Genomic DNA, 22,596 nt, shown 5'->3' with positions numbered 1-22,596 from the left:
GGTCTTTGGTCGACAAGCCGCACTGGGACGTCGAGTTGCGCCCCAGGCTGACGCCGATCTTCGCGGTGGCCGCGGCCGTGGTGATCGCGGCCGCGCACATCGTCGTCGGTTTCCTGCTCAAGATCGGGTCCAGCGGGGTGATCTTCCAGACCGCCGACCAGGTGGCGATCGGTGCGCTCGGCGTGGTGATCGCGTGCTGCGTGCTGTTGTTCACCCGCCCGCGGCTGCGGATCGGTCCGCAGGGATTATCGGTGCGGAATTTGCTGGGCGACAAGCTGTTCAGCTGGTCCGAGGTGCAGGGTGTCTCGTTTCACAAGGGGGCGCGGTGGGCGCGCGTGGATCTGCCCGACTACGAATATCACCCGGTGATGGCCATACAGGCGGTGGACAAGGCCCGCGCCATCGACGCGATGGACACCGTGCGCGACCTGATGGCCAAGTACCGGCCCGGCGGATAGCTCGCGCGCCGGGAGCAGTCTCGCCGCGGTACTAGGCTGGAGCAGTGCCTGATCCGTCGACATACCGTCCCGCCCCGGGATCCATCCCGGTCGAGCCGGGTGTCTACCGCTTCTCCGATCAGCACGGCCGCGTCATCTACGTCGGCAAGGCCAAGAGTCTGCGCAGCCGCCTCACGTCGTACTTCGCCGACGTCGCCGGCCTGCATCCGCGCACCCGGCAGATGGTCACCACGGCGGCCAAGGTCGAGTGGACCGTCGTCACGACCGAGGTCGAGGCGCTACAGCTGGAATACAACTGGATCAAGGAATTCGATCCGCGCTTCAACGTCCGCTACCGCGACGACAAGTCCTACCCGGTGCTGGCCGTCACCCTCAACGAGGAGTTCCCGCGGCTGTTCGTCTACCGCGGCCCGCGGCGCAAGGGAGTGCGCTACTTCGGCCCCTACTCGCACGCCTGGGCCATTCGGGAGACCCTGGACCTGCTCACCCGGGTGTTCCCGGCCCGCACCTGCTCGGCGGGAGTGTTGAAGCGGCACAGCCAGATCGGTCGGCCGTGTCTGCTCGGCTACATCGACAAGTGTTCGGCGCCCTGCGTGGGCCGGGTCAGCGCTGACGAGCACCGCAAGATCGTCGAGGATTTCTGCGATTTCCTCTCCGGCAAGACCGATCGCTTCGCGCGCGAACTCGAGCAACGGATGACCGCGGCCGCCGAGGACCTCGACTTCGAGAAGGCCGCCCGCCTTCGCGACGATCTGTCCGCCGTGCGCCGCGCCCTGGAGAAGCAGGCCGTGGTCTTCGGTGACGGGACCGACGCGGACGTCGTGGCGTTCGCCGACGACGAACTCGAGGCCGCGGTTCAGGTGTTCCACGTCCGCGGTGGACGGGTGCGCGGTCAGCGCGGCTGGATCGTCGAAAAGTCGAGTGAGCCCGGTGATCTGGTGGAGACGGTGCAGGAGCAGCTGGTCGAGCAGTTCCTCACCCAGTTCTACGGCGAGCAGGCCGAGCTGGGCAGCGCCAGCGACGGCGGCGGCGACGAGACGACGAACCCCGTGCCGCGCGAGGTACTGGTGCCGTGCCTGCCCGGCGACGCCGAGCAGGTCGCCGAGTGGCTGTCCGGCCTGCGGGGTTCGAAGGTGGCGCTGCGGGTGCCGCGCCGCGGCGACAAGAAGGCCCTGGCGGAGACGGTGCGCCGCAATGCCGTCGAGGCCCTGCAGCAGCACAAGCTCAAGCGGGCCGGGGACTTCAACGCGAGATCAGCTGCCCTGCAGAGCATTCAGGATGCACTCGGCCTGGCGGAGGCGCCGCTGCGCATCGAGTGTGTGGACATCAGTCACGTGCAAGGCACCGACGTGGTGGCCTCGCTGGTGGTGTTCGAGGACGGCCTGCCGCGCAAGTCCGACTACCGGCACTACAGCATCAAGGAGGCGGCGGGCGACGGGCGCTCCGACGACGTGGCCTCCATCGCCGAGGTCACCCGGCGGCGGTTCTGGCGGCACCTGCAGGACAAGCAGAACCCCGAAGAGCTTGCCCCGGAGGGAAAGTCGAGGAAGTTCGCCTATCCGCCCAACCTGTACGTCGTCGACGGGGGTGCGCCCCAGGTGAACGCGGCCGCCGCCGTGCTGGCCGAACTCGGCATCACCGACGTCGCCGTCGTCGGACTGGCCAAGCGCCTGGAAGAGGTGTGGGTGCCGGGCGAGCCCGACCCGGTGATCATGCCGCGGACCAGCGAGGGGCTGTACCTGTTGCAGCGGGTGCGCGACGAGGCGCACCGGTTCGCCATCACCTTCCACCGCAGCAAGCGCTCGAAGCGGATGACGGCCTCCGCACTGGACGCCGTCCCCGGGCTGGGGGAGCACCGCCGTAAGGCCCTGGTGACGCACTTCGGCTCGGTCGCCAGGCTCAAACAGGCGTCGGTCGACGAGATCACCTCGGTCCCCGGAATCGGGCCGGCGACCGCGACCGCGGTGCTCGATGCGCTCGGGGTGCGGCCCCCCGGGCCGGCCTCCGATCGTGAAGATTCTGAGGTAACGGCACGGGAGTCGGCCACGGTGGGCGATGATGGCATCGCTGAACGGACATCGAGATGACGGACGGTACAGACGAAGTGGCACGCGAAGCCGATGCGGGGCAGGTCGGTGCGGACCGCGAGACGGATATCGACGTGGTGCTGGTCACCGGCCTGTCCGGGGCGGGCCGGGGCACCGCCGCGAAGGTCCTCGAGGACCTCGGCTGGTACGTCGCCGACAATCTGCCGCCGGAGCTGATCGCCCGGATGGTCGAGCTGGGACTGGCGGCGGGCTCGCGCATCACCCAGCTCGCGGTGGTCATGGACTCGCGGTCACGAGGCTTCACCGGCAACCTGGATTCGGTGCACAGCGAGCTGGCCGCCCGCGGCATCAGCCCCCGGGTGCTCTTCCTGGACGCCTCCGACGAGATGCTGGTTCGACGCTACGAGAACAACCGGCGCAGCCACCCCATGCAGGGTGATCTGACGCTGGCCGAGGGGATCGCCGCCGAGCGGTCGATGCTGGCACCGGTGCGGGCGGCCGCGGACCTGGTGATCGACACGTCCCGGCTGTCGGTGCGGGAGCTGCGGGAGGCCATCGAGGGCGCGTTCGGCAGCGAGACGACACCGGTCACAAGTGTCACCGTGGAATCGTTTGGGTACAAATACGGCTTGCCGATGGATTCCGACATGGTGATGGACGTGCGATTCTTGCCGAACCCGCACTGGGTCGACGAGTTGCGCCCGCACACCGGCCGGCACCCGGCGGTCCGCGACTACGTGCTCGGCCAACCCGGCGCCGATCACTTCCTGGGGACCTACCATGAACTGCTGGGGCTGGTGGTCGATGGCTATCGGCGGGAGGGCAAGCGATACATGACCGTGGCCATCGGGTGTACCGGGGGCAAGCACCGCAGCGTGGCGATGGCCGAGGCGCTCGCGGAGCGACTGCGCCGCGCGGAGGGCCTGTCGGTGCGGGTGCTGCACCGGGATCTGGGTCGCGAATGACCGCGCAGCGAATCGTCGCGCTCGGCGGCGGCCACGGCCTGTATGCCACCCTGTCGGCCGCCCGGCGACTGACCCCCTACGTCACGGCGGTGGTGACGGTCGCCGACGACGGCGGGTCGTCGGGCCGACTGCGCAGCGAACTCGACATCGTGCCGCCGGGCGATCTGCGAATGGCGTTGGCCGCCTTGGCATCCGACAGTCCGCACGGTCAGCTGTGGGCCACCATCATCCAGCATCGCTTCGGCGGCAACGGCGCGCTGGCCGGGCACCCCATCGGCAACCTCATGCTGGCCGGCCTCAACGAGGTGCTGGGCGACCCGGTGGCCGCCCTCGACGAGGTCGGACGGATCCTCGGCGTCAAGGGCCGGGTCCTGCCGATGTGCCCCATCGCGCTGCAGATCGAGGCCGACGTCGCCGGTCTGGAATCCGATCCCCGGATGAGCCGGTCCATCCGGGGGCAGGTGGCGATCGCGACCACCCCCGGCAATGTCCGCCGCGTACGCCTGCTGCCGGGCAACCCGCCGGCCACCCGCCAGGCGGTCGACGCGATCATGGACGCCGACCTGGTGGTCCTGGGCCCGGGGTCCTGGTTCACCAGCGTGATCCCGCACCTGTTGGTGCCGGGTCTGGCGGCCGCGCTGCGGTCCACTCCGGCCCGCCGGGCGCTGGTGCTCAACCTCGCCGACCAGCCCGGCGAGACCGCCGGCTTCTCCGCCGAACGGCACCTGCACGTGCTGGCTCAGCATGCACCGGAGTTCACGGTGCACGACATCGTCGTGGATGCGGCTAGGGTCTCCAACCAGAGAGAGCGCGAACAGCTGCAGCGCACCGCGGGCGTCCTCGCCGCCCGGGTGCGGTTTGCTGACGTCTCCCGGCCTGGTACACCATTGCACGATCCGGCAAAGCTGGCCGCGGTGTTGGACGCGGTGTGCCGGCCAGCGCAGAGGCCGACCGTACCCACGACGGCTACGGTGCCGACAATGGCTCGCGGCGAACCGGATGGAACGCGGCTGAATGGACCGAGAGGTGACGACCCGTGGCGATGACGGCTGAGGTGAAGGACGAACTGAGCCGACTGGTGGTTAATTCCGTGAGCGCGCGCCGGGCGGAGGTGGCGTCGCTGTTGCGGTTTGCCGGGGGACTGCACATCGTGGCCGGGCGCGTGGTCGTCGAGGCCGAGGTCGACCTGGGCATCATCGCGCGCCGGCTGCGCAAGGACATCTTCGATCTGTACGGGTACAACGCGATCGTGCACGTGCTCTCGGCCAGCGGGATCCGCAAGAACACCCGGTATGTGGTGCGGGTCGCCAAGGACGGCGAGGCGCTGGCCCGGCAGACCGGCCTGCTCGACCTGCGCGGTCGGCCGGTGCGGGGACTGCCGGCGCAGGTGGTCGGCGGCAACGTCGGCGACGCGGAGGCGGCCTGGCGCGGCGCGTTCCTGGCGCACGGTTCGCTGACCGAGCCGGGGCGGTCCTCGGCGCTGGAGGTCAGCTGCCCGGGACCGGAGGCGGCGTTGGCCCTCGTCGGGGCGGCCCGGCGGCTCGGGGTCAGCGCCAAGGCGCGCGAGGTGCGCGGCGCCGACCGCGTGGTGGTCCGCGACGGCGAGGCCATCGGGGCGCTGCTGACCCGGATGGGGGCCCAGGACACCCGGCTGACCTGGGAGGAACGCCGGATGCGCCGCGAGGTTCGGGCGACCGCGAACCGGCTGGCGAATTTCGACGACGCCAACCTGCGTCGCTCGGCTCGGGCCGCGGTCGCCGCCGCCGCGCGGGTGGAACGCGCGCTGGCCATCCTCGGCGACACCGTGCCGGACCACTTGGCCGCCGCGGGCAAGCTCCGCGTCGAGCATCGGCAGGCCTCGCTGGAGGAACTCGGCCGGCTGGCCGACCCGCCGATGACGAAAGATGCTGTTGCCGGCCGTATTCGGCGCCTGCTGTCGATGGCCGATCGCAAGGCGAAGCAGGACGGCATTCCCGACACCGAGTCGGCCGTCACCCCGGAACTGCTCGAGGACGCCTGACTGCGCGTCGCGAAATCCGCACCATTAGGCTGGTCGGGAGCAGTCATCGAAGCCGAACCAAAGAGGAGAGACAAGTGACCATCCGGGTTGGCGTAAACGGCTTCGGCCGCATCGGCCGTAACTTCTACCGTGCGCTGGCGGCGCAGAAGGCCCTTGGCCAGAACACCGACATCGAGATCGTGGCCGTCAACGACCTCACCGACAACGCCACCCTGGCGCACCTGCTGAAGTTCGACTCGATCCTGGGCCGGCTCCCCGAAGAGGTCAGCCTCGAGGGCGAAGACACCATCGTCATCGGCGACCACAAGATCAAGGCGCTCGAGGTCAAGGAAGGCCCGGCCGCGCTGCCGTGGGGCGACCTCGGGGTGGATGTCGTCGTGGAATCCACCGGCATCTTCACCAAGCGCGACAAGGCCCAGGGCCACCTCGACGCCGGCGCCAAGAAGGTCATCATCTCCGCGCCGGCCAGCGACGAGGACATCACGATCGTGCTCGGCGTCAACGACGACAAGTACGACGGCAGCCAGAACATCATCTCCAACGCCTCGTGCACCACGAACTGCCTCGGCCCGCTGGCCAAGGTCCTCAACGACGAGTTCGGCATCGTCAAGGGCCTGATGACCACCATTCACGCCTACACCCAGGACCAGAACCTGCAGGACGGCCCGCACTCGGACCTGCGCCGCGCCCGCGCCGCCGCGGTCAACATCGTGCCGACCTCCACCGGCGCCGCCAAGGCCATCGGCCTGGTGCTGCCTGAACTCAAGGGCAAGCTGGACGGCTACGCGCTGCGCGTGCCGATTCCCACCGGCTCGGTCACCGACCTCACCGCCGAGCTGAACAAGTCGGCCACCGTCGACGACATCAACGCCGCGATGAAGGCCGCCGCCGAGGGACCGCTCAAGGGCATCCTGAAGTACTACGACGCGCCGATCGTCTCCAGCGACATCGTCACCGATCCGCACAGCTCGCTCTACGATGCGGGACTGACCAAGGTCATCGACAACCAGGCCAAGGTCGTGTCCTGGTACGACAACGAGTGGGGCTACTCGAACCGGTTGGTCGACCTCATCGCGCTGGTCGGCAAGTCGCTCTAGTCGGAACTGGTCAGATGAGCGTCAAAACACTCGATGATCTTCTGGCGGAGGGTGTTTCGGGTCGGGGCGTGCTGATTCGCTCCGATCTGAACGTCCCCCTGGACGACGACGGCAACATCACCGACCCCGGTCGGATCATCGCGTCGCTGCCCACGCTGCGGGCGCTGGTCGATGCCGGGGCCAAGGTGGTGGTGACCGCTCATCTCGGCCGACCCAAGGGGGAGCCGGATCCGAAGTTCTCGTTGGCCCCGGTGGCCAAGGAGCTCGGTGAGCGCCTCGGCCGGCACGTGCAGCTCGCCGGGGACGTGGTGGGCACCGACGCGCTCGCGCGTGCCGAGGGACTCACCGACGGGGATGTCCTACTCCTGGAGAACATCCGCTTCGACCCCCGCGAGACCAGCAAGGACGAGGCCGAGCGCACCGCGCTGGCCAAGGCGCTGATCGAGCTGGTCGACACCCCGGGCGGGCCCACCCCGGCCTTCGTCTCGGACGGCTTCGGCGTGGTGCACCGCAAGCAGGCCTCGGTCTACGACGTTGCCAAGCTGCTCCCGCACTACGCGGGCACCCTGGTGGCCGCCGAGGTCAAGGTGCTGCAGCAACTGACCGAGTCCAGCGATCGCCCCTACGCCGTGGTGCTGGGCGGGTCGAAGGTCTCGGACAAGTTGGCCGTCATCGAGAGCCTGGCCGGTAAGGCCGACAGCCTGATCATCGGCGGCGGGATGTGCTTCACCTTCCTTGCCGCGCAGGGGCTTTCGGTGGGTTCCTCGTTGCTGCAGGAGGAGATGGTCGACACCTGCGCCAAGCTGCTCGAGGACTACGGTGACGTGATCCACCTGCCGGTGGACATCGTGGTCGCCGAGAAGTTCGCCGCCGATTCGGCGCCGGAGACCGTGGCCTGCGACCGCATCCCGGACGGCAAGATGGGGCTGGACATCGGACCGGAATCGGTGCGGCGCTTCACCACGCTGCTGTCCAACGCCAAGACGGTGTTCTGGAACGGTCCGATGGGCGTCTTCGAGTTCCCGGCGTTCTCGGCGGGTACCAAGGGGGTGGCCGAGGCCATCATCGGCGCCACCGAGAAGGGCGCGTTCAGCGTGGTGGGCGGCGGCGACTCCGCAGCCGCGGTGCGCCAACTGGGCCTGCCCGAGGACGGCTTCTCCCACATCTCGACCGGGGGCGGCGCCTCGCTGGAATACCTCGAGGGCAAGGAACTGCCCGGCATTTCGGTCCTGGAAAGCTGACTAGGAGAACCACGTGTCCCGTAAGCCCTTGATCGCCGGCAACTGGAAGATGAACCTCAATCACTTCGAGGCCATCGCCCTGGTGCAGAAGATCGCATTCTCGTTGCCGGACAAGTACTTCGACAAGGTCGACGTCACGGTGATCCCGCCGTTCACCGATCTGCGCAGCGTGCAGACCCTGGTCGACGGCGACAAGCTGCGGCTGACCTACGGGGCCCAGGACCTGTCCCAGCACGACGCCGGCGCCTACACCGGTGAGATCAGCGGCGCCTTCCTGGCCAAGCTCGGCTGCACGTTCGTGGTGGTGGGGCACTCCGAGCGGCGCACCTATCACCACGAGGACAACGCGCTGGTCGCCGCCAAGGCGGCCGCCGCGCTCAAACACGAGCTGACCCCCATCGTGTGCATCGGTGAGGGCCTGGAGGTCCGCGAGGCCGGCGAGCACGTCGATTACAACGTGACCCAGCTCAAGGAGTCGCTGGCCGGCCTGTCGGCCGACCAGATCGCCGCGCTGGTGATCGCCTACGAGCCGGTCTGGGCCATCGGCACCGGCCGGGTGGCCAGCGCCGCGGACGCCCAGGAGGTGTGCGCGGCGATCCGCGCCGAGCTCGGCCGGCTGGCCGGCCCGGAGGTCGCCGACACCGTCCGCGTGCTCTACGGCGGCTCGGTCAACGCCAAGAACGTCGGCGAGATCGTCGCGCAGTCCGATGTCGACGGCGCGCTGGTCGGCGGGGCCTCGCTGGACGGCGAGCAGTTCGCGACGCTCTCGGCGATCGCCGCCGGCGGCCCGCTGCCCTGAATCACCCCCGTGTAAGGTGTCTGCAATGGAAATGGCTCTGCAAATTCTCTTGGTGATCACCAGCTTGCTGGTGATCCTGTTGGTGCTGCTGCACCGCGCCAAGGGCGGCGGCCTGTCGACGTTGTTCGGCGGCGGCGTGCAATCGAGCCTGTCGGGATCGACCGTGGTGGAGAAGAACCTCGACCGGTTGACGCTGTTCGTCACCGGTATCTGGGTGGTCACCATCGTCGGGATCGGCCTGCAGATCAAGTACGGCGCCTAGCGTCCGGGGCGTCCCGTATCCTGCGCCGAACCCGGCGCGCGCTGATACTGGGAGCCATGGCTGACACCACCGACGTCCTCGCCCCGATCGGCGCCGTCCACCGCACCCCGGTGGGTCGCGAGGCGACCGAGCCGATGCGCGAGGACATCCGGCTGCTGGGCGCGATCCTGGGCGACACCGTCCGGGAACAGCACGGCGAAGAGATCTTCGACCTGGTCGAGCGGGCCCGCGTCGAATCGTTTCGGGTCCGGCGTTCCGAGATCGACCGCGCCGAGCTCGCCGAGTTGTTCCGCGGCATCGAGGCCCGCGACGCCATCCCGGTGATCCGGGCGTTCACCCAGTTCGCCCTGCTGGCCAACGTAGCCGAGGACATTCACCGGGAACGCCGCCGGGCCATCCATGTCGCCGCCGGGGAACCGCCCCAGGACAGCAGCCTGGCCGCCACCTACGCCAAGCTCGACGCCGCGGTGGCCGACGGCGCGCTGGATGCCGATTCGGTCGCCGAGGCGCTGGCCGGGGCCCTGGTGTCGCCGGTCATCACCGCCCACCCGACCGAGACGCGTCGTCGTACGGTGTTCGACACCCAGCACCGCATCACCGAGCTGATGCGGCTGCGCGCCTTCGGCGGCGGCGCCGCCGAGATCGAGCCGGAGTTGCGGCGCCAGGTTCTGATGATGTGGCAGACGGCGTTGATCCGGTTGTCCCGGTTGAAGATCTCCGACGAGATCGAGACCGGTCTGCGGTATTACCAGGCCGCGTTCCTCGAGGTCATCCCACAGGTGAACGCCGAGGTCCGCGCCGAGCTGCAGCGCCGCTGGCCGGATGCCGGACTGCTGGACCAACCGGTCCTGCGGCCCGGATCCTGGATCGGCGGGGACCGGGACGGCAATCCGAACGTCACCGCCGAGGTCGTGCGAATGGCCACCGGCAGCGCCGCCCACGTCGCGTTGGCGCACTATTTCGCCGAGCTGACGGCCCTGGAACAGGAGTTGTCGATGTCGGCTCGGTTGGTGCGGATCAGCGACGCGGTCGCCGCGTTGGGTCGGGACTGTCACGACCCGGCACGGGCCGACGAACCTTACCGACGCGCGGTGCGCGTCATCCACGCGCGGCTCACCGCCACCGGCACCGAGATCTTGGACCGCCGCCCCGAACAGGAACTCGACCTGGGCTTGGCGCCCTACGCGACGCCGGGGCAATTGCTGGCCGATCTGGACGCAGTCGACGCGTCGCTGCGCGGACACGGGAGCGCACTGCTCGCCGACGACCGACTGGCGCGGCTGCGAGAGGCGGTGCGGGTCTTCGGGTTTCACCTCAGCGGCCTGGACCTTCGGCAGAACTCCGACGTGCACGAGGAGGTGGTCGCAGAGCTGCTCGCCTGGTCCGGCGTGCACTCCGACTACCTCGGGCTGGCCGAGGCGGATCGGGTCGACCTCCTGATGGCGGAGCTGGCAACCCGCCGCCCGCTGACCGGGCCCGGCGCCGAGTTGTCCGAACTGGCCCGCACGGAACTCGACATCGTGCGGGCGGCGGCGCGCGCGGTGCGCGTCTTCGGCCCCGAATCCGTGCCGAACTACGTGATCTCCATGTGCCGGTCGGTTTCGGATCTGCTCGAGGCCGCGATCCTGCTCAAGGAGGCCGGCCTGCTCGACGCGGCCGGCGAGCGACCGTACTGTCCGCTGGGCATCGTGCCGCTGTTCGAGACCATCGAGGACCTGCAGCACGGCGCCGCGGTGATGCGTGACGCGCTGGCGCTGCCGCTCTACCGCTCGCTGGTGCGGGCGCGCAGCGAAAGCCAGGAGGTGATGCTGGGTTACTCCGACTCCAACAAGGACGGCGGCTACCTGGCGGCGAACTGGGCGCTGTACCGCGCCGAGCTGGATCTGGTCGAGATGGCGCGGGACACCGGAATCCGGCTGCGGCTGTTCCACGGCCGGGGTGGCACCGTCGGGCGCGGCGGCGGACCGAGCTACGACGCGATCTTGGCCCAACCGCCCGGTGCGGTCCGCGGTTCGCTGCGGCTCACCGAACAGGGCGAGGTGATCGCAGCCAAATACGCCGAACCCCGCATCGCCCGCCGCAACCTGGAGACGTTGGTGGCGGCCACCCTCGAGTCGACCTTGCTCGACGTGGAGGGCCTCGGCGCTGCGGCCGAGCCCGCGTACCGGGTGCTCGACGACCTGGCGGCCCGTGCGCGACGCGCCTACGGCGAACTCGTGCACGAGACACCGGGATTCGTGGAGTACTTCAAGTCCTCCACACCGGTCAGCGAGATCGGTGACCTCAACATCGGCAGCCGCCCGACCTCGCGCAAGCCCACCACCGACGTCTCCGATCTGCGCGCCATCCCGTGGGTGTTGGCCTGGAGTCAGTCCCGGGTGATGCTGCCCGGGTGGTACGGCACCGGCACCGCGGTCGAACAGTTCCTCGCCGCCGGACCGGATCCCGGGGAGCGCATCGAGGTGTTGCGCGATCTGTATCGGCGCTGGCCGTTCTTCGCCACGGTGCTGTCGAACATGGCTCAGGTGCTGGCGAAGTCGGATATGGGGCTCGCGGCGCGCTACGCGGAGTTGGTGGCGGATGCCGCGCTGCGACACCGGGTCTTCGACAAGATCCAGGCCGAGCATCGGCGCTGCATCGCCGTGCACGAATTGATCACCGGCCAGGACGACCTGTTGGCCGACAACCCGGCCCTGGCGCGGTCGGTGTTCAACCGGTTTCCCTACCTGGAGCCGCTGAACCACCTGCAGGTCGAGTTGCTGCGCCGCTACCGCGCCGGGGACGACCAGGAGCGCGTGCAGCGCGGCATCTTGCTGACCATGAGCGGTCTGGCGTCCGCGCTGCGCAACAGCGGCTGACCGCGACACCGATAGACTCGCCCGGTATGGGACGCAGGGGATGGCGGGGACAGCCGCCCGGCGATGACACCGAGGCGCGCAAGCGCATCATCGATTCCGCGTTGCGGATGCTCGAGCGGCACGGCCCGCGGCGTACCACCCTGTCTCTGGTCGCCGCCGATCTCGGGATCACCCGGCCCACCGTCTACCGGTACTTCGCCACCACCGAGGAGCTGCTTGCGGCCGCGGCCGACGTGGCGCTGGCGGGCTGGACGGCCCGCATCGCTGAATTGACCGCCGGCCTGGACGACGCCGCCGAACTGCTGGTCGAGGCGGTGGCCCACCTGGTGGAACGGCTCCCCGAGGAGGCGCTGCTGGCACAGCTGCTCGACACCGACCAGGGCCGGTCCATCGGTCAGGCGATGGTGCTGCCCGAGGCCGTCGCGCGGTCCCGCGCCATGCTGGAGCACACCGAGATCGACTGGGCCGCCCATGGTTTCGCCGGGGCCGCCCTCGACGACCTGGTCGAGTTCCTGTTGCGGCTGATCCAGTCGATGGTGATCGCCCCGCCGAATCCGCCCCGGTCCGCCGCCGAGCTGCGGGCCTACCTGCGACGCTGGATTGTCCCGATCCTCAGCTGAGTTCGCGCGGTGCCGCGTCGGCCGCGACGACGACCGTCGTCGGCTGCTCGGGCAGTTCGGCGGCGTGAAACCATCGGAACGACATCAGACCCTCGGGGTGCCCCTTGGTGGAAATGGCATTCGGGTGGGCGAGCAGCCGCGGGCTGACGACGATCGTGACGGAGCCGTCGCTGTTGGGAACCGCGGTGCCGGAGTTGATCCCGGCCCGGCCGTAGTCCACGTCGAGCGCCGCCATGTACTGGTTCCACAGCGTGAAGTTCCAGAACCGGGCCTCGGGATGCCGCGAGGTGATCACCAGCGCCTCGTCCGGTTCCAGGGCGAACCCGCCCAGGCCGTAGCAGGCGTCCTGCATCGAATAGCCGTGGGTCGCGCCGCCGGCGCGGTACGGGGGAGCGATGGTGTTGGTGGTCAGCGCCTGCCCGTCGGCAAGCTCGACGGGTTGGCGTTCCATCAGGATCAGCGGGATCAGCGCGTACATGTCCTGGGCGAAACGCAGCGCCGACCGCAACGCGGCCGCGGTGGCCGCATCGGTTTTCGCGGGCTGCACCGGCAGGCCGGCGTGGTCGATGACCTCGATGTGCCAGTCGACGCGGCGGCCGGTATCGGGATGTTCGTGATAGTCGCGGGTGATGATGCCGTGGGCATCGGGGGACAGTTCGATGAACGGGCCGCCGTAACCGTCGGGCCGGGCCGGGCCCAGCACGCACGAGAACCTGCCGTCGGCATCCAGCGGCATGTCGGTGTCGTAGAGCAGACCGACGGTCCGATTGGGCCACGCGCCGGGTTCGGGCTCGTTGTAGACGGTCACCGAGTACAGGGCGCTGTCGTTGGGGGCACCGCTGACGCGGTAGGTGCGGCGCGGGTCGACCATGGCGTAGCCGTAGTAGCAGTCGGTGTTGTCGCCGCCCCAGCGGCGGTCGGGGCGGAACGGGGTCAGGGTGTCGATGAAGCGCGGCGCCACCGGGTCGGCGAACAGGCTCATGTCCAGCGTCAGCGCCAGCATGGTGGCCAGGTTGTGGTAGCCCTCGGCGACGGCGACCTCACCCCGCACCGCCTTGGGGCCCGCCAGGAAGTGCTGGTCGAATTCGGCGAAGGCGCTGAGCAACTCGCGCCAGGCGGCGGCGCTGTCGGGTGCGGTCATGGCGACATCGTAACAACATACAATGCAACGAAAGTTGTAAAAACTGTAACGACCGTCGGTTAGGGTGCGTGCGTGACCGCATCCGTGACATCAGCTTCCGGCGCCATCCGCATCACCGACCTGGCCAGGCCCACGTTCACCCCCGAAGCGCAGGCCATCATCGACGGGATGGCCGCGATGGCCGAGTACTGCCCGTTGACGGCGGAAGCGCTGCACGAACAGGCGACCGCCCAGACCGGCCTGAGCGACTTCGGCGCGCAGGACTACCGCGAACGCATGGACGTGCTGCTCGCGGCGTTCGGCGACCTGCCCAACTTCACCGCCTTCGGCCGCACCTACGCGTTCTCGCTGATGCTCACCTTCCTCAAGGGGCGGCTGCGGGTCATCGACCACCTCAAGCGCCACCCGGAGATCTTCGACGTCGACATCGCCGCCCCGATGGTCATCGCGGGGCTGCCCCGCACCGGCACCACCCACCTGCACAGCCTGCTGGCCGCCGACCCGGCGCTGCGCTCCCTGCCGTACTGGGAGGCCCAGGAGCCGTTGCCCGCGCCGGGGGAGGAGGGCACCGTCGAACCGCGCCGGCAACGCACCGGCGACGCGCTGAACATCTCGAACACGCTGATGCCGTACTTCCAGCTGATGCACGAGATGACCATCGACCACATCCACGAGGACATCGGGTTGATGGTGCAGGACTTCGCCAGCGGCTTCTTCACCACGCTGACCCATCTGCCGCGGTGGTCGGACTACCTGCGCGACCACGACCAGACCCCCGGTTACCAGTTTCTGCGGATGATGCTGCAGGTGTTGCAGCACCAGGACGGCCGCGACCGGCGCTGGGTGCTCAAGAGCCCACAGCACCTCGAACAGTTCGTGCCCATCATGAAAGTCTTTCCGGACGCGACTTTCATTGTCACCCACCGGGATCCGGTCGACGTATCGGTGTCGATGGCGACCATGATGACCTACACCATGCGGATGAGCGTGGACCGGGTCGACGTCGCCACGGTGGCCGGCTACTGGATCACCCGCATCGAGGAGATGCTGGCGGCATGCCTGCGCGACCACGCGAAGCTACCCGCCGACCGCACCATCGACGTGCGCTTCGACGAGTTCATGGCCGACGACCTGGCGATGGTGCAGCGGGTCTGGGACGTCGCCGGGTACCAGCCCAGCGCGCAGTCGCGGGCCGCGGTCGCCGACTACCTGGCCGGGCACACCCGTAATCGGTTGGGCCGGATCGACTACCGCGCCGAGGATCTGGGGCTGGACAAGGACGAGCTGCGGCAGCGCTTCGCCCCGTACGTCGAACGATTCGTGCGCGTGAGCGCCTAGAGTCCGGTGCGGTGGCGCATCGCCGAGATGGCCCCGCGCACCGCATTCTCGGTGGCGGCGATCGGCGACATCACCGCCTCGCCCACGCCGACGATCGCCTCGACGCGGTCCACGATCGCCTCCAAGCGGTCGACCATGCCGATCAGCCGGGGCGCGAGTTCGTCGATGCGGGTGATGGTCGCGTTGAACCGCTCCATGGTGTCGTCGAGGACGGCGGTGGAGGTGTTGAGCTCCCCGAGCGTCTCCGACAGGTCCTGCAACAAGGTGTCGACCTGCCCCACGGTCACGTCGGCGTTCAGGGCCGCCTGCGCCAGGGTCTTGATCCGCTGCTGAGCCGGGCGGGCCCGATTCGCCGCCCGGTCGGTGCTGACGTCTTTGTCTGCCATGCCCGCCAGTATGACGGCTTGCCGGCGCCAGGCCATAGGGTAGAGGCGCACGGTGATCCTGACGGCCCCTGGAGACCCCATGTACCCCGGCAACGCCGCACGCGCCCCGGCGGTGGCCCTGTTCGCCACCTGCTTCAACGACGTGATGTGGCCGGAGACGCTCAAGGCCACCGTCCGCCTGCTGCGCCGGATCGGCTGCGACCCGGACTTTCCCGCCGCGCAGACCTGCTGCGGCCAGATGTTCACCAACACCGGGTACGCCCAGGAGGCGATCCCGGCCGTGCGCCGGTTCGTCGAGGCGTTCGCCGGGTATGACGCCGTCGTCGCGCCGTCGGGGTCGTGCGTGGCCTCGGTCCGGCATCAGCACCGCGGGGTCGCGGCCCGCGCCGGCGACCCCGGGCTGTGCGCGGCGGTCGACGAGATAATCCCGCGGGTATACGAACTGTCCGAATTCCTCGTTGACGTCCTCGGCGTCACCGACGTGGGCGCCTACTTCCCGCACCGGGTGACCTATCACCCCACCTGCCATTCCCTGCGGATGCTGCGGGTCGGCGAGCGGCCGCTGCGCCTGCTGCGTGCCGTCGGCGGCATCGAACTGGTGGACCTGCCCGCCGCCGACCACTGCTGCGGCTTCGGCGGGACCTTCGCGGTGAAGAACGCCGACACCTCGGCGGCGATGGGCGCCGACAAGGCCCGCAACGTGCGCGCGACGAACCCCGAATTCGTTGTGGCCGGCGATAACTCGTGCCTGGCGCAGATCGGCGGCATCCTGTCCCGGCAACGGTCGCCGGTGCGCACCATGCACCTGGCCGAGGTGTTGGCCGCAACCGGCGAGGAGCGGCGATGAGCACCGCACGCCGGCCCGGGCCGCCACACGTGGGGGTGACCAAGGCGTTCCTCGGCATGCCCGAGGCGCTACCGACGTTCCAGGAGGCCGCCAAGGACGCCCTGGCCGACCCGGTGCTGCGCGGAAACCTGGCGCACGCCACCGGCACCATCCGCGCCAAGCGGGCCGCGGTCGTCGCCGAGCTCGACAACTGGGAGGAGCTACGGTTGGCGGCCGAGGCCATCAAGGACCGCGCGCTGCTGTCGCTCGACGAACACCTGGAGGCCTTCGAGGCCAACGCCACCGCGGCCGGTGCGACCGTGCATTGGGCCCGCGACGCCGAGGAGGCCAACCGCATTGTCGTGGAGTTGGTCGAGGCCGCACTGGGGCCTGCGGACCGCCGCGAGGTCGTGAAGGTGAAATCGATGCTCACCCAGGAGATCGAGCTCAACGAGGCCCTGGCCGCGGCCGGCATCGATGCGTGGGAGACCGACCTGGCCGAGCTGATCGTGCAGCTCGGCGACGACTGGCCGAGCCACATCCTGGTGCCGGCGATCCATCGCAACCGCGCCGAGGTGCGCGACATCTTCCGGCGCGAGATGGCGGCCGTCGGTCGGCCGGCGCCCGACGACCTCACCGACGAACCGCGGCGGCTGGCGGAGGCGGCGCGGCTGCATCTGCGGGAGAAGTTCCTGCGCGCCAAGGTGGCGATCTCCGGTGCCAACTTCGCCATCGCCGACACCGGCAGCCTGGTGGTGGTGGAATCCGAGGGCAACGGCCGGATGTGTCTGACCCTGCCGCAGACGTTGATCTCGGTGGTCGGCATCGAGAAGATGCTGCCGTCGTGGCGCGACCTCGAGGTCTTCTTGCAGGTGTTGCCCCGCAGCAGCACCGGCGAACGGGAGAACCCGTACACCTCGATCTGGACCGGCCCCGCCGCCGACGACGGGCCGCAGCGCATGCACGTGGTGCTGGTCGACAACGGCCGCAGCCAGGCCCTGGCCGACCCGGTCGGGCGCACGGCGCTGCGCTGCATCCGCTGCTCGGCGTGTCTGAACGTGTGTCCGGTCTACGAACGGGCCGGCGGCCACGCCTACGGTTCGATCTATCCCGGGCCCATCGGGGCCGTGCTCACCCCGCAGTTGCGCGGCACCCGCACGGCGGTGGACCGCTCGCTGCCGTACGCGTCCAGCCTGTGCGGTGCGTGTTTCGACGTGTGCCCGGTGCGCATCGACATCCCGTCGCTGCTGGTGCACCTGCGCACCCGGGTCGTCGACGACCGGCGCGGGAAAACTCCGGGCCCGGAGGCCGTCGCCATGCGCGCGGCGAGTCGGCTGTTCGCCGACCATCGCCGCTTCGGTGCGCTCGCGCGCGTCGCCTCGCTCGGAGGTAAGGCGTTGCGCAGCAGGGTGTTCGGCGCCAAACGAATGCTGCGGCGGCTGCCGTGGCCGGTCGGAGTCTGGTCGCGGTCCCGGGACGCCCCGGTGCCACCCACCGAGACGTTTCGGCAGTGGTGGGAACGTACCGACGGCGGGCGGCGGCCGTCATGACCGCCGGCGGCGCGCGCACGGAGATCCTGCGCCGGGTCCGCGCGGCGCTGGCCGACCGAACCGGGCGGCCCGGCGTCGAGATTCCGTGGCGCTACGGCGTTCCGGTGCACACCGGCGGCGACGACCTGGTCCGGCGCTTCGTCGAGCGCACCACCGACTACCGGGCCGCGGTGGTGCGGGTCAGCCCGGGCGCGGTGGCCGGGGCCATCGCCGATGCGCTGGTGTCGGTGGGTGCGCGCACGGTGCTCGCCGACGCGCAGGTGCGCCACCGGTGGTCTGGCGCCGCGGCGGTCCGGTGGCTTGACGACGACGGCCGCTCGGCCGCCGAACTCGATCGGGTCGACGCGGTGCTCACCACCGCCACGGTCGCCATCGCGAACACCGGGACGCTGGTGCTCGACCACGGCCCCGGCCAGGGCCGGCGCGCCCTCAGCCTGGTGCCCGACGTCCACATCTGCGTGGTGGACGAGGCGCAGATCGTCAGCGATGTCCCGGAAGCCGTTGCGCGCCTCGTCGATTCCGGTCTGCACACCCGGCCGTTGACCTGGATCAGCGGTCCCAGCGCCACCAGCGACATCGAACTGAGCCGGGTCGAGGGCGTGCACGGACCGCGCACGCTGCACGTGATCGTGGTGGGGGAGTCCGACTAACCGGGCAGTTTGGCCGCGGCCGCGGTGTCCAGCAGCCACACCGTCTTCTCCCGGCCGCGGGCGCCGGCCGCCGGGATGTCGACGGGATCCGCCCCGCCCACGGCCGCGGCCACCGCGTCGGCCTTGGCCTCGCCCGACACCACCAGCCAAACCTCGCGCGCGCGTTGAATCGCAGGCAGCGTCAAGGTGATTCGCTGCGGCGGCGGTTTCGGTGAATCGGTCACCGCGACCACCAGTCGGGAGTGTTCGCGCACCGCGTCGGTATCGGGGAACAACGAATTGATGTGTCCCTCGCCGCCCATCCCCAACAGGTGAACGTCGAACTCGGGGCTGGGCGTGCCGGCAGGGGCGTTCGCGGCCAGGATCTGCTCGTAGGCCAGCGCGGCGGCCTCGATGTCGGTGCCGAATTCGCCGTCGGCGGCGGCCATCGGGTGCACGTTGCGCGAAGGGATGTCGATGCGTTCCAGCAGGGCCTCGCGGGCCTGCTTGGCGTTGCGCTCGTCGTCGGCCTCGGGCAGGAAGCGCTCGTCACCCCAATACAGGTGGACCCCGGACCAATCGATGTCCACGCCGTGCTCGGCGACGTGCCGCAGCAACGCGATGCCAGTGCCGCCGCCGGTGAGCACAATGTGCGCCTGGCCGCGCGCGGCGATCGCCGAGGTGATCGCACCCACCAGGCGGGCGCCGGCCGCGGCGGCCAATTCCTCGGTGTCGACGTAGGTTTCGATGACGGTCTGGGAGCTGGGGCTACTCATATTCCACCTGGGCCAGGCCCTGTAGGGCGCCGTGATAGATCTCGTCCGGGTCGAGTCGGCGCAGGTCCTCGGCCAGACAGTCGCGGGTTGCTCGTCGCGCCAACGGTAGCAGCGCGTCGGGGTGTCCGGTGCGCTGCAAGGTGGCCGTGGTGCCGTCCTGCGGCCGCCGCAAGGTGATGGTCTCGGAGTCCCGGATCAACTCGACCTTCAGGTCGTCGGTGGTGCGGGTGACCTTCCCGTCGATCCGGGTGGCGAGCCAACCCGCGAGGATGTCGAGGGCCGGCTCACCGGCCAGCCCGGAGACCACCGCGGCCCGGATCGGCTCGTGCGGGGCCAGGTCGATCGCCGCGGCCAACAGCGCGCGCCAGTAGGTGATCCGGCTCCATGACAGATCGGTGTCGCCGGCCTGGTACCCGTCGAGGCGGCCCTTGATGGCCGCCAGCGGATCGGCGCCGTGCGACGCGTCGGTGATGCGGCGAATCGCCAACTTGCCCAACGGATCCTCGGCGGGCACCGCGGGGGCTTCATCGGGCCACCACGCCACCACCGGCGTGTCCGGCAGCAGGAACGGGATCACCACGTTGCTGGCATGCTCGGCCAGCGGCCCGGACAACCGGAGCACCACGACCTCGCCGGCGCCCGCGTCGGCGCCGACCCGGATCTGCGCATCCAGGCGCGGGTCGGCGGCGGCCGGATCCGCCGGTGCCACCACGATGATCCGGCAGGGATGTTCCCGGCTGGCATAGTTGGCGGCCTCGATCGATTCCTCCAGCACCGCTTCGGAATCGGGCGCGATAACCAGTGTGAGCACGCGCCCCATGGTGACCGCGCCGCCCTCCTCGCGCAGTTCGACGATCTTCTTGTTGATGTCGTTGGTGGTGGTGTCCGCCAAGTTGAGTATCACGGCCGCCGCCATTCCCGGCCCGCGCGGTGCAACATCTCGAAGGCGGACTCCGGGCCCCAGCTGCCCGACGGGTACGGCTCGGGTTTGCCGTGGGAGGCCCAGTTCTCCAGGACGGGATCGAGGATCTTCCAGGCCAATTCGACCTCCTCGTTGACGGGGAACAGCGAGGGCTCCCCGAGCAGCACGTCGAGGATCAGCCGCTCGTAGGCCTCCGGGGACTCCTCGGCGAAGGCCGAACCATAGGAGAAGTCCATGTTCACGTCGCGGACCTCCATCCGGTTACCCGGCACCTTGGAGCCGAACCGCAGCGTGATGCCCTCGTCCGGCTGCACCCGGATCACCAGGGCGTTGTGGCCGAGTTCCTCGGTCATGGTGGCGTCGAAGGGCAGATGCGGTGCCCGTTTGAAGATCAGCGCGATCTCGGTGACCCTGCGCCCCAATCGTTTACCGGTTCGCAGATAGAAGGGCACGCCGGCCCAGCGGCGGGTGTCGACGTCGAGCGTGATCGCGGCGAACGTCTCGGTGGTCGACGTCTTCGAGAAGCCCTCCTCGTCGAGGAGGCCGACCACCGGTTGGCTGCCCTGCCACCCGGCGGTGTACTGCCCGCGGGAGGTGGTCAGGTCCAGCGGCTGGGCCAACCGGGTGGCGGAGAGCACCTTGATCTTCTCGGCCTGCAATTCCGCGGGCGAGAAGTTCACCGGTTCCTCCATCGCGGTGAGCGCCAGCAGTTGCAGCAGGTGGTTCTGGATGACGTCGCGGGCCGCCCCGATCCCGTCGTAATAGCCTGCGCGCCCGCCCAATCCGATGTCCTCGGCCATGGTGATCTGGACGTGATCGACGTAGTGGGCGTTCCAGATCGGTTCGAACATGGTGTTGGCGAAGCGCAGCGCCAAGATGTTCTGGACGGTCTCCTTGCCCAGGTAGTGGTCGATGCGGAACACCGACGACTCCGGGAACACGCCGTTGACCACCGCGTTGAGCGACTCGGCGCTGGCCAGGTCGTGCCCGAACGGCTTTTCGATGACCACCCGGTTCCAGTGGCCGTCGGTCTCGCGGGCCAGGCCGAACTGGGCCAGCTTCTCGCACACCAAGGGGAAGGCCTTCGGCGGGACCGACAGATAGAACGCGTGGTTGCCGCCGGTGCCGCGCTCGGCGTCGAGCGTGCGCAGGGTGTCTGCCAGTCGCTGAAACGCGTCATCGTCGCTGAAATCGCCCTGGACGAACCGGATTCCTTCCGAGAGCCGGTCCCAGACCTCCTGATGGAACGGCGTGCGGGCGTGCCGGCGCACCGCGTCGTAGACCTCCTTGCCGAAGTCCTCGTCGGCCCACTCCCGGCGGGCGAACCCGACCAACGCGAACTGCGGGGGCAGCAGGCCGCGGTTGGCCAGGTCGTAGATCGCCGGCATCAGCTTCTTGCGCGCCAGATCCCCGGTGACCCCGAAGATGACAACCGCACACGGCCCCGCGATGCGGGGCATCCGCTTATCGCGCTTGTCCCGCAGTGGGTTCACCCACCCGGACTCCGCGGCCGCGTTCATTTCCCGGCTTGGGTTTTCTCGTCCAGTTGGGCCTGGGTGGCGTCGAGGAGTTCCTGCCAGGATTTCTCGAACTTCTCCACACCCTCGTCCTCGAGGAGTTTGAAGACATCCGGCAGGTCGATCCCGATGGCGGCCAGCTTGTCGAACACGATCTTGGCGGTCTCGGCCGTGCCGCTGATCGTGTCGCCGGTGATCTCACCGTGATCGGCGACCGCCTCCAGGGTCTTCTCCGGCATGGTGTTCACGGTGTTGGCGGCCACGAGTTCGGTGACGTAGAGGGTGTCCGGGTAGTCCGGGTTCTTCACGCCGGTGGACGCCCACAGCGGCCGCTGCACCCGGGCGCCCTCGGCGGCCAGCGCCGCGAACCGGCTGCCCTGTTCGAACACCTCCTGATAGGCGGCGTAGGCCAGCCGGGCGTTGGCGACACCGGCCTTGCCGGCCGCGTCCAGCGCACCCTGTCGTCCGCTGTCGGCGGCGATCTGCTCGAGGCGCTTGTCGATCTCGGTGTCGACCCGGGAGACGAAGAACGACGCCACCGAGTGGATCTTCGAGAGGTCGTGACCGGCTTCCTTGGCCTTCTCCAGGCCGGCGAGGTAGGCGTCCATCACCGCGCGGTGGCGTTCCACCGAGAAGATCAGCGTGACGTTGACCGAGATGCCCTCGGCGATCACCGCGGTGATCGCCGGCAGCCCCGCCAGCGTGGCCGGAATCTTGATCAGCAGATTCGGCCGGTCGACGATCTTCCACAGCTCGATCGCCTGCAGGACCGTCTTGTCGGTGTCGTGCGCCAGGCGGGGATCCACCTCGATGGACACCCGGCCGTCGACGCCGTCGGTGCGCTCGTGGACCTTGGCCAGCAGATCGCAGGCGTTGCGGACGTCGTCGGTGGTGACGGTGCGGATCGTGGCGTCGACGTCCGCGCCGCGCTCGGCCAACTCGGCGACCTGCGCGTCGTAGGCGGTGCCGGCCGACAGGGCCGCCTGGAAGATCGACGGGTTGGTGGTGATGCCCACGACACTGCGGGTGTCGACCAGTTCCTGCAGCTTGCCGGTCTGCAGGAGCTCGCGGGACAGGTCGTCGAGCCAAACGGAAACCCCCGCGGCGCTCAGCGCCGCCAGGTTCGGATTCTGAGTCATGGTG

21 protein-coding genes are annotated in these 22,596 nt (G+C 69.5%); 15 read left to right on the top strand and 6 right to left on the bottom strand.

Annotation, left to right across the window (positions count from 1 at the left end; all coding sequences use genetic code 11):
- The first annotated feature begins 5 nt into the window (after positions 1–5).
- From R2K23_RS12770 to R2K23_RS12720, 11 genes are all read left to right on the top strand, one after another.
- Positions 6–458, top strand: a complete 453-nt coding sequence (locus tag R2K23_RS12770; protein ID WP_316509969.1) for a PH domain-containing protein — start codon at positions 6–8, stop codon at positions 456–458.
- 44 nt (positions 459–502) lie between these two features.
- Positions 503–2,545, top strand: a complete 2,043-nt coding sequence (gene uvrC / locus R2K23_RS12765; protein ID WP_316509968.1) for an excinuclease ABC subunit UvrC — start codon at positions 503–505, stop codon at positions 2,543–2,545.
- Positions 2,542–3,471: an RNase adapter RapZ gene (rapZ, locus tag R2K23_RS12760; protein WP_316509967.1), complete on the top strand. Its 930-nt coding sequence runs from the start codon at positions 2,542–2,544 to the stop codon at positions 3,469–3,471. Before uvrC ends, rapZ begins: the two co-directional genes overlap by 4 nt.
- Positions 3,468–4,517, top strand: a complete 1,050-nt coding sequence (locus tag R2K23_RS12755) for a YvcK family protein (RefSeq protein WP_316509966.1) — start codon at positions 3,468–3,470, stop codon at positions 4,515–4,517. Before rapZ ends, R2K23_RS12755 begins: the two co-directional genes overlap by 4 nt.
- Entirely contained in the window at positions 4,514–5,491 is a 978-nt protein-coding gene (whiA, locus tag R2K23_RS12750) for a DNA-binding protein WhiA (RefSeq protein ID WP_126336843.1), read from the top strand. The genes R2K23_RS12755 and whiA overlap by 4 nt, the downstream gene beginning before the upstream one ends.
- A 74-nt stretch (positions 5,492–5,565) precedes the next feature.
- Positions 5,566–6,588 carry a type I glyceraldehyde-3-phosphate dehydrogenase gene (gene gap / locus R2K23_RS12745; protein WP_316509965.1) on the top strand — a complete coding sequence of 341 codons (1,023 nt, stop codon included), beginning with the start codon at positions 5,566–5,568 and terminating at the stop codon, positions 6,586–6,588.
- Between the two features lie 14 nt (positions 6,589–6,602).
- Positions 6,603–7,829, top strand: a complete 1,227-nt coding sequence (locus tag R2K23_RS12740; protein WP_316509964.1) for a phosphoglycerate kinase — start codon at positions 6,603–6,605, stop codon at positions 7,827–7,829.
- 13 nt (positions 7,830–7,842) lie between these two features.
- Entirely contained in the window at positions 7,843–8,628 is a 786-nt protein-coding gene (gene tpiA, locus R2K23_RS12735) for a triose-phosphate isomerase (RefSeq protein WP_316509963.1), read from the top strand.
- Positions 8,629–8,653: 25 nt separating this feature from the next.
- Positions 8,654–8,890, top strand: coding sequence for a preprotein translocase subunit SecG (gene secG / locus R2K23_RS12730; RefSeq protein WP_316509962.1), 237 nt, complete (start codon positions 8,654–8,656; stop codon positions 8,888–8,890).
- A 56-nt stretch (positions 8,891–8,946) separates the two neighbouring features.
- Positions 8,947–11,748 carry a phosphoenolpyruvate carboxylase gene (ppc, locus tag R2K23_RS12725; protein ID WP_316509961.1) on the top strand — a complete coding sequence of 934 codons (2,802 nt, stop codon included), beginning with the start codon at positions 8,947–8,949 and terminating at the stop codon, positions 11,746–11,748.
- A gap of 26 nt (positions 11,749–11,774) precedes the next feature.
- Positions 11,775–12,368 carry a TetR/AcrR family transcriptional regulator gene (locus tag R2K23_RS12720; protein WP_316509960.1) on the top strand — a complete coding sequence of 198 codons (594 nt, stop codon included), beginning with the start codon at positions 11,775–11,777 and terminating at the stop codon, positions 12,366–12,368.
- Here R2K23_RS12720 and R2K23_RS12715 read toward each other — a convergent pair.
- Positions 12,361–13,509 (bottom strand): DUF1214 domain-containing protein, encoded by a 1,149-nt coding sequence (locus tag R2K23_RS12715; RefSeq protein WP_316509959.1) that lies wholly within the window; start codon positions 13,507–13,509, stop codon positions 12,361–12,363. The two genes, R2K23_RS12720 and R2K23_RS12715, sit on opposite strands and share 8 nt — an antisense overlap.
- 84 nt (positions 13,510–13,593) lie before the next feature.
- Between R2K23_RS12715 and R2K23_RS12710 the strand changes: the two genes are divergently transcribed.
- A complete protein-coding gene (locus tag R2K23_RS12710; RefSeq protein ID WP_316517249.1) occupies positions 13,594–14,847 on the top strand; it encodes a sulfotransferase family protein in 1,254 nt (417 codons plus the stop codon).
- Here the strand turns inward: R2K23_RS12710 and R2K23_RS12705 are convergent.
- Complete coding sequence (locus tag R2K23_RS12705; protein WP_316509958.1) at positions 14,844–15,233, bottom strand: ATPase; 390 nt, start codon at positions 15,231–15,233, stop codon at positions 14,844–14,846. The two genes, R2K23_RS12710 and R2K23_RS12705, sit on opposite strands and share 4 nt — an antisense overlap.
- Positions 15,234–15,312: 79 nt before the next feature.
- Between R2K23_RS12705 and R2K23_RS12700 the strand changes: the two genes are divergently transcribed.
- The 3 genes from R2K23_RS12700 to R2K23_RS12690 are packed head-to-tail and all read left to right on the top strand — an operon-like array spanning position 15,313 to position 18,259.
- Positions 15,313–16,080 carry a (Fe-S)-binding protein gene (locus R2K23_RS12700; RefSeq protein WP_316509957.1) on the top strand — a complete coding sequence of 256 codons (768 nt, stop codon included), beginning with the start codon at positions 15,313–15,315 and terminating at the stop codon, positions 16,078–16,080.
- The gene (locus tag R2K23_RS12695) at positions 16,077–17,609 is read left to right on the top strand and encodes a lactate utilization protein B (RefSeq protein ID WP_316509956.1); all 1,533 of its coding nucleotides are present in this window, start codon (positions 16,077–16,079) and stop codon (positions 17,607–17,609) included. Before R2K23_RS12700 ends, R2K23_RS12695 begins: the two co-directional genes overlap by 4 nt.
- Entirely contained in the window at positions 17,606–18,259 is a 654-nt protein-coding gene (locus R2K23_RS12690; RefSeq protein ID WP_316509955.1) for a LutC/YkgG family protein, read from the top strand. The genes R2K23_RS12695 and R2K23_RS12690 overlap by 4 nt, the downstream gene beginning before the upstream one ends.
- Here R2K23_RS12690 and pgl read toward each other — a convergent pair.
- From pgl to tal, 4 genes are read right to left on the bottom strand one after another with little or no spacing between them, the layout of a single operon-like run.
- Positions 18,256–19,014 (bottom strand): 6-phosphogluconolactonase, encoded by a 759-nt coding sequence (pgl, locus tag R2K23_RS12685; protein WP_316509954.1) that lies wholly within the window; start codon positions 19,012–19,014, stop codon positions 18,256–18,258. The genes R2K23_RS12690 and pgl overlap by 4 nt on opposite strands.
- Positions 19,007–19,918 carry a glucose-6-phosphate dehydrogenase assembly protein OpcA gene (opcA, locus tag R2K23_RS12680; RefSeq protein ID WP_316509953.1) on the bottom strand — a complete coding sequence of 304 codons (912 nt, stop codon included), beginning with the start codon at positions 19,916–19,918 and terminating at the stop codon, positions 19,007–19,009. Before opcA ends, pgl begins: the two co-directional genes overlap by 8 nt.
- Complete coding sequence (gene zwf / locus R2K23_RS12675; protein ID WP_316509952.1) at positions 19,915–21,456, bottom strand: glucose-6-phosphate dehydrogenase; 1,542 nt, start codon at positions 21,454–21,456, stop codon at positions 19,915–19,917. Before zwf ends, opcA begins: the two co-directional genes overlap by 4 nt.
- The gene (tal, locus tag R2K23_RS12670; RefSeq protein WP_316509951.1) at positions 21,453–22,592 is read right to left on the bottom strand and encodes a transaldolase; all 1,140 of its coding nucleotides are present in this window, start codon (positions 22,590–22,592) and stop codon (positions 21,453–21,455) included. The genes zwf and tal overlap by 4 nt, the downstream gene beginning before the upstream one ends.
- Positions 22,593–22,596: the final 4 nt, after the last annotated feature.

Origin of the sequence: Mycolicibacterium sp. MU0050 (assembly GCF_963378085.1) — a bacterium.
Lineage (GTDB): Bacteria > Actinomycetota > Actinomycetes > Mycobacteriales > Mycobacteriaceae > Mycobacterium > Mycobacterium wendilense.
The sequence above is the reverse complement of the archived record's forward strand: the minus strand, read 5'-3'. Positions and strand labels throughout refer to the sequence as shown.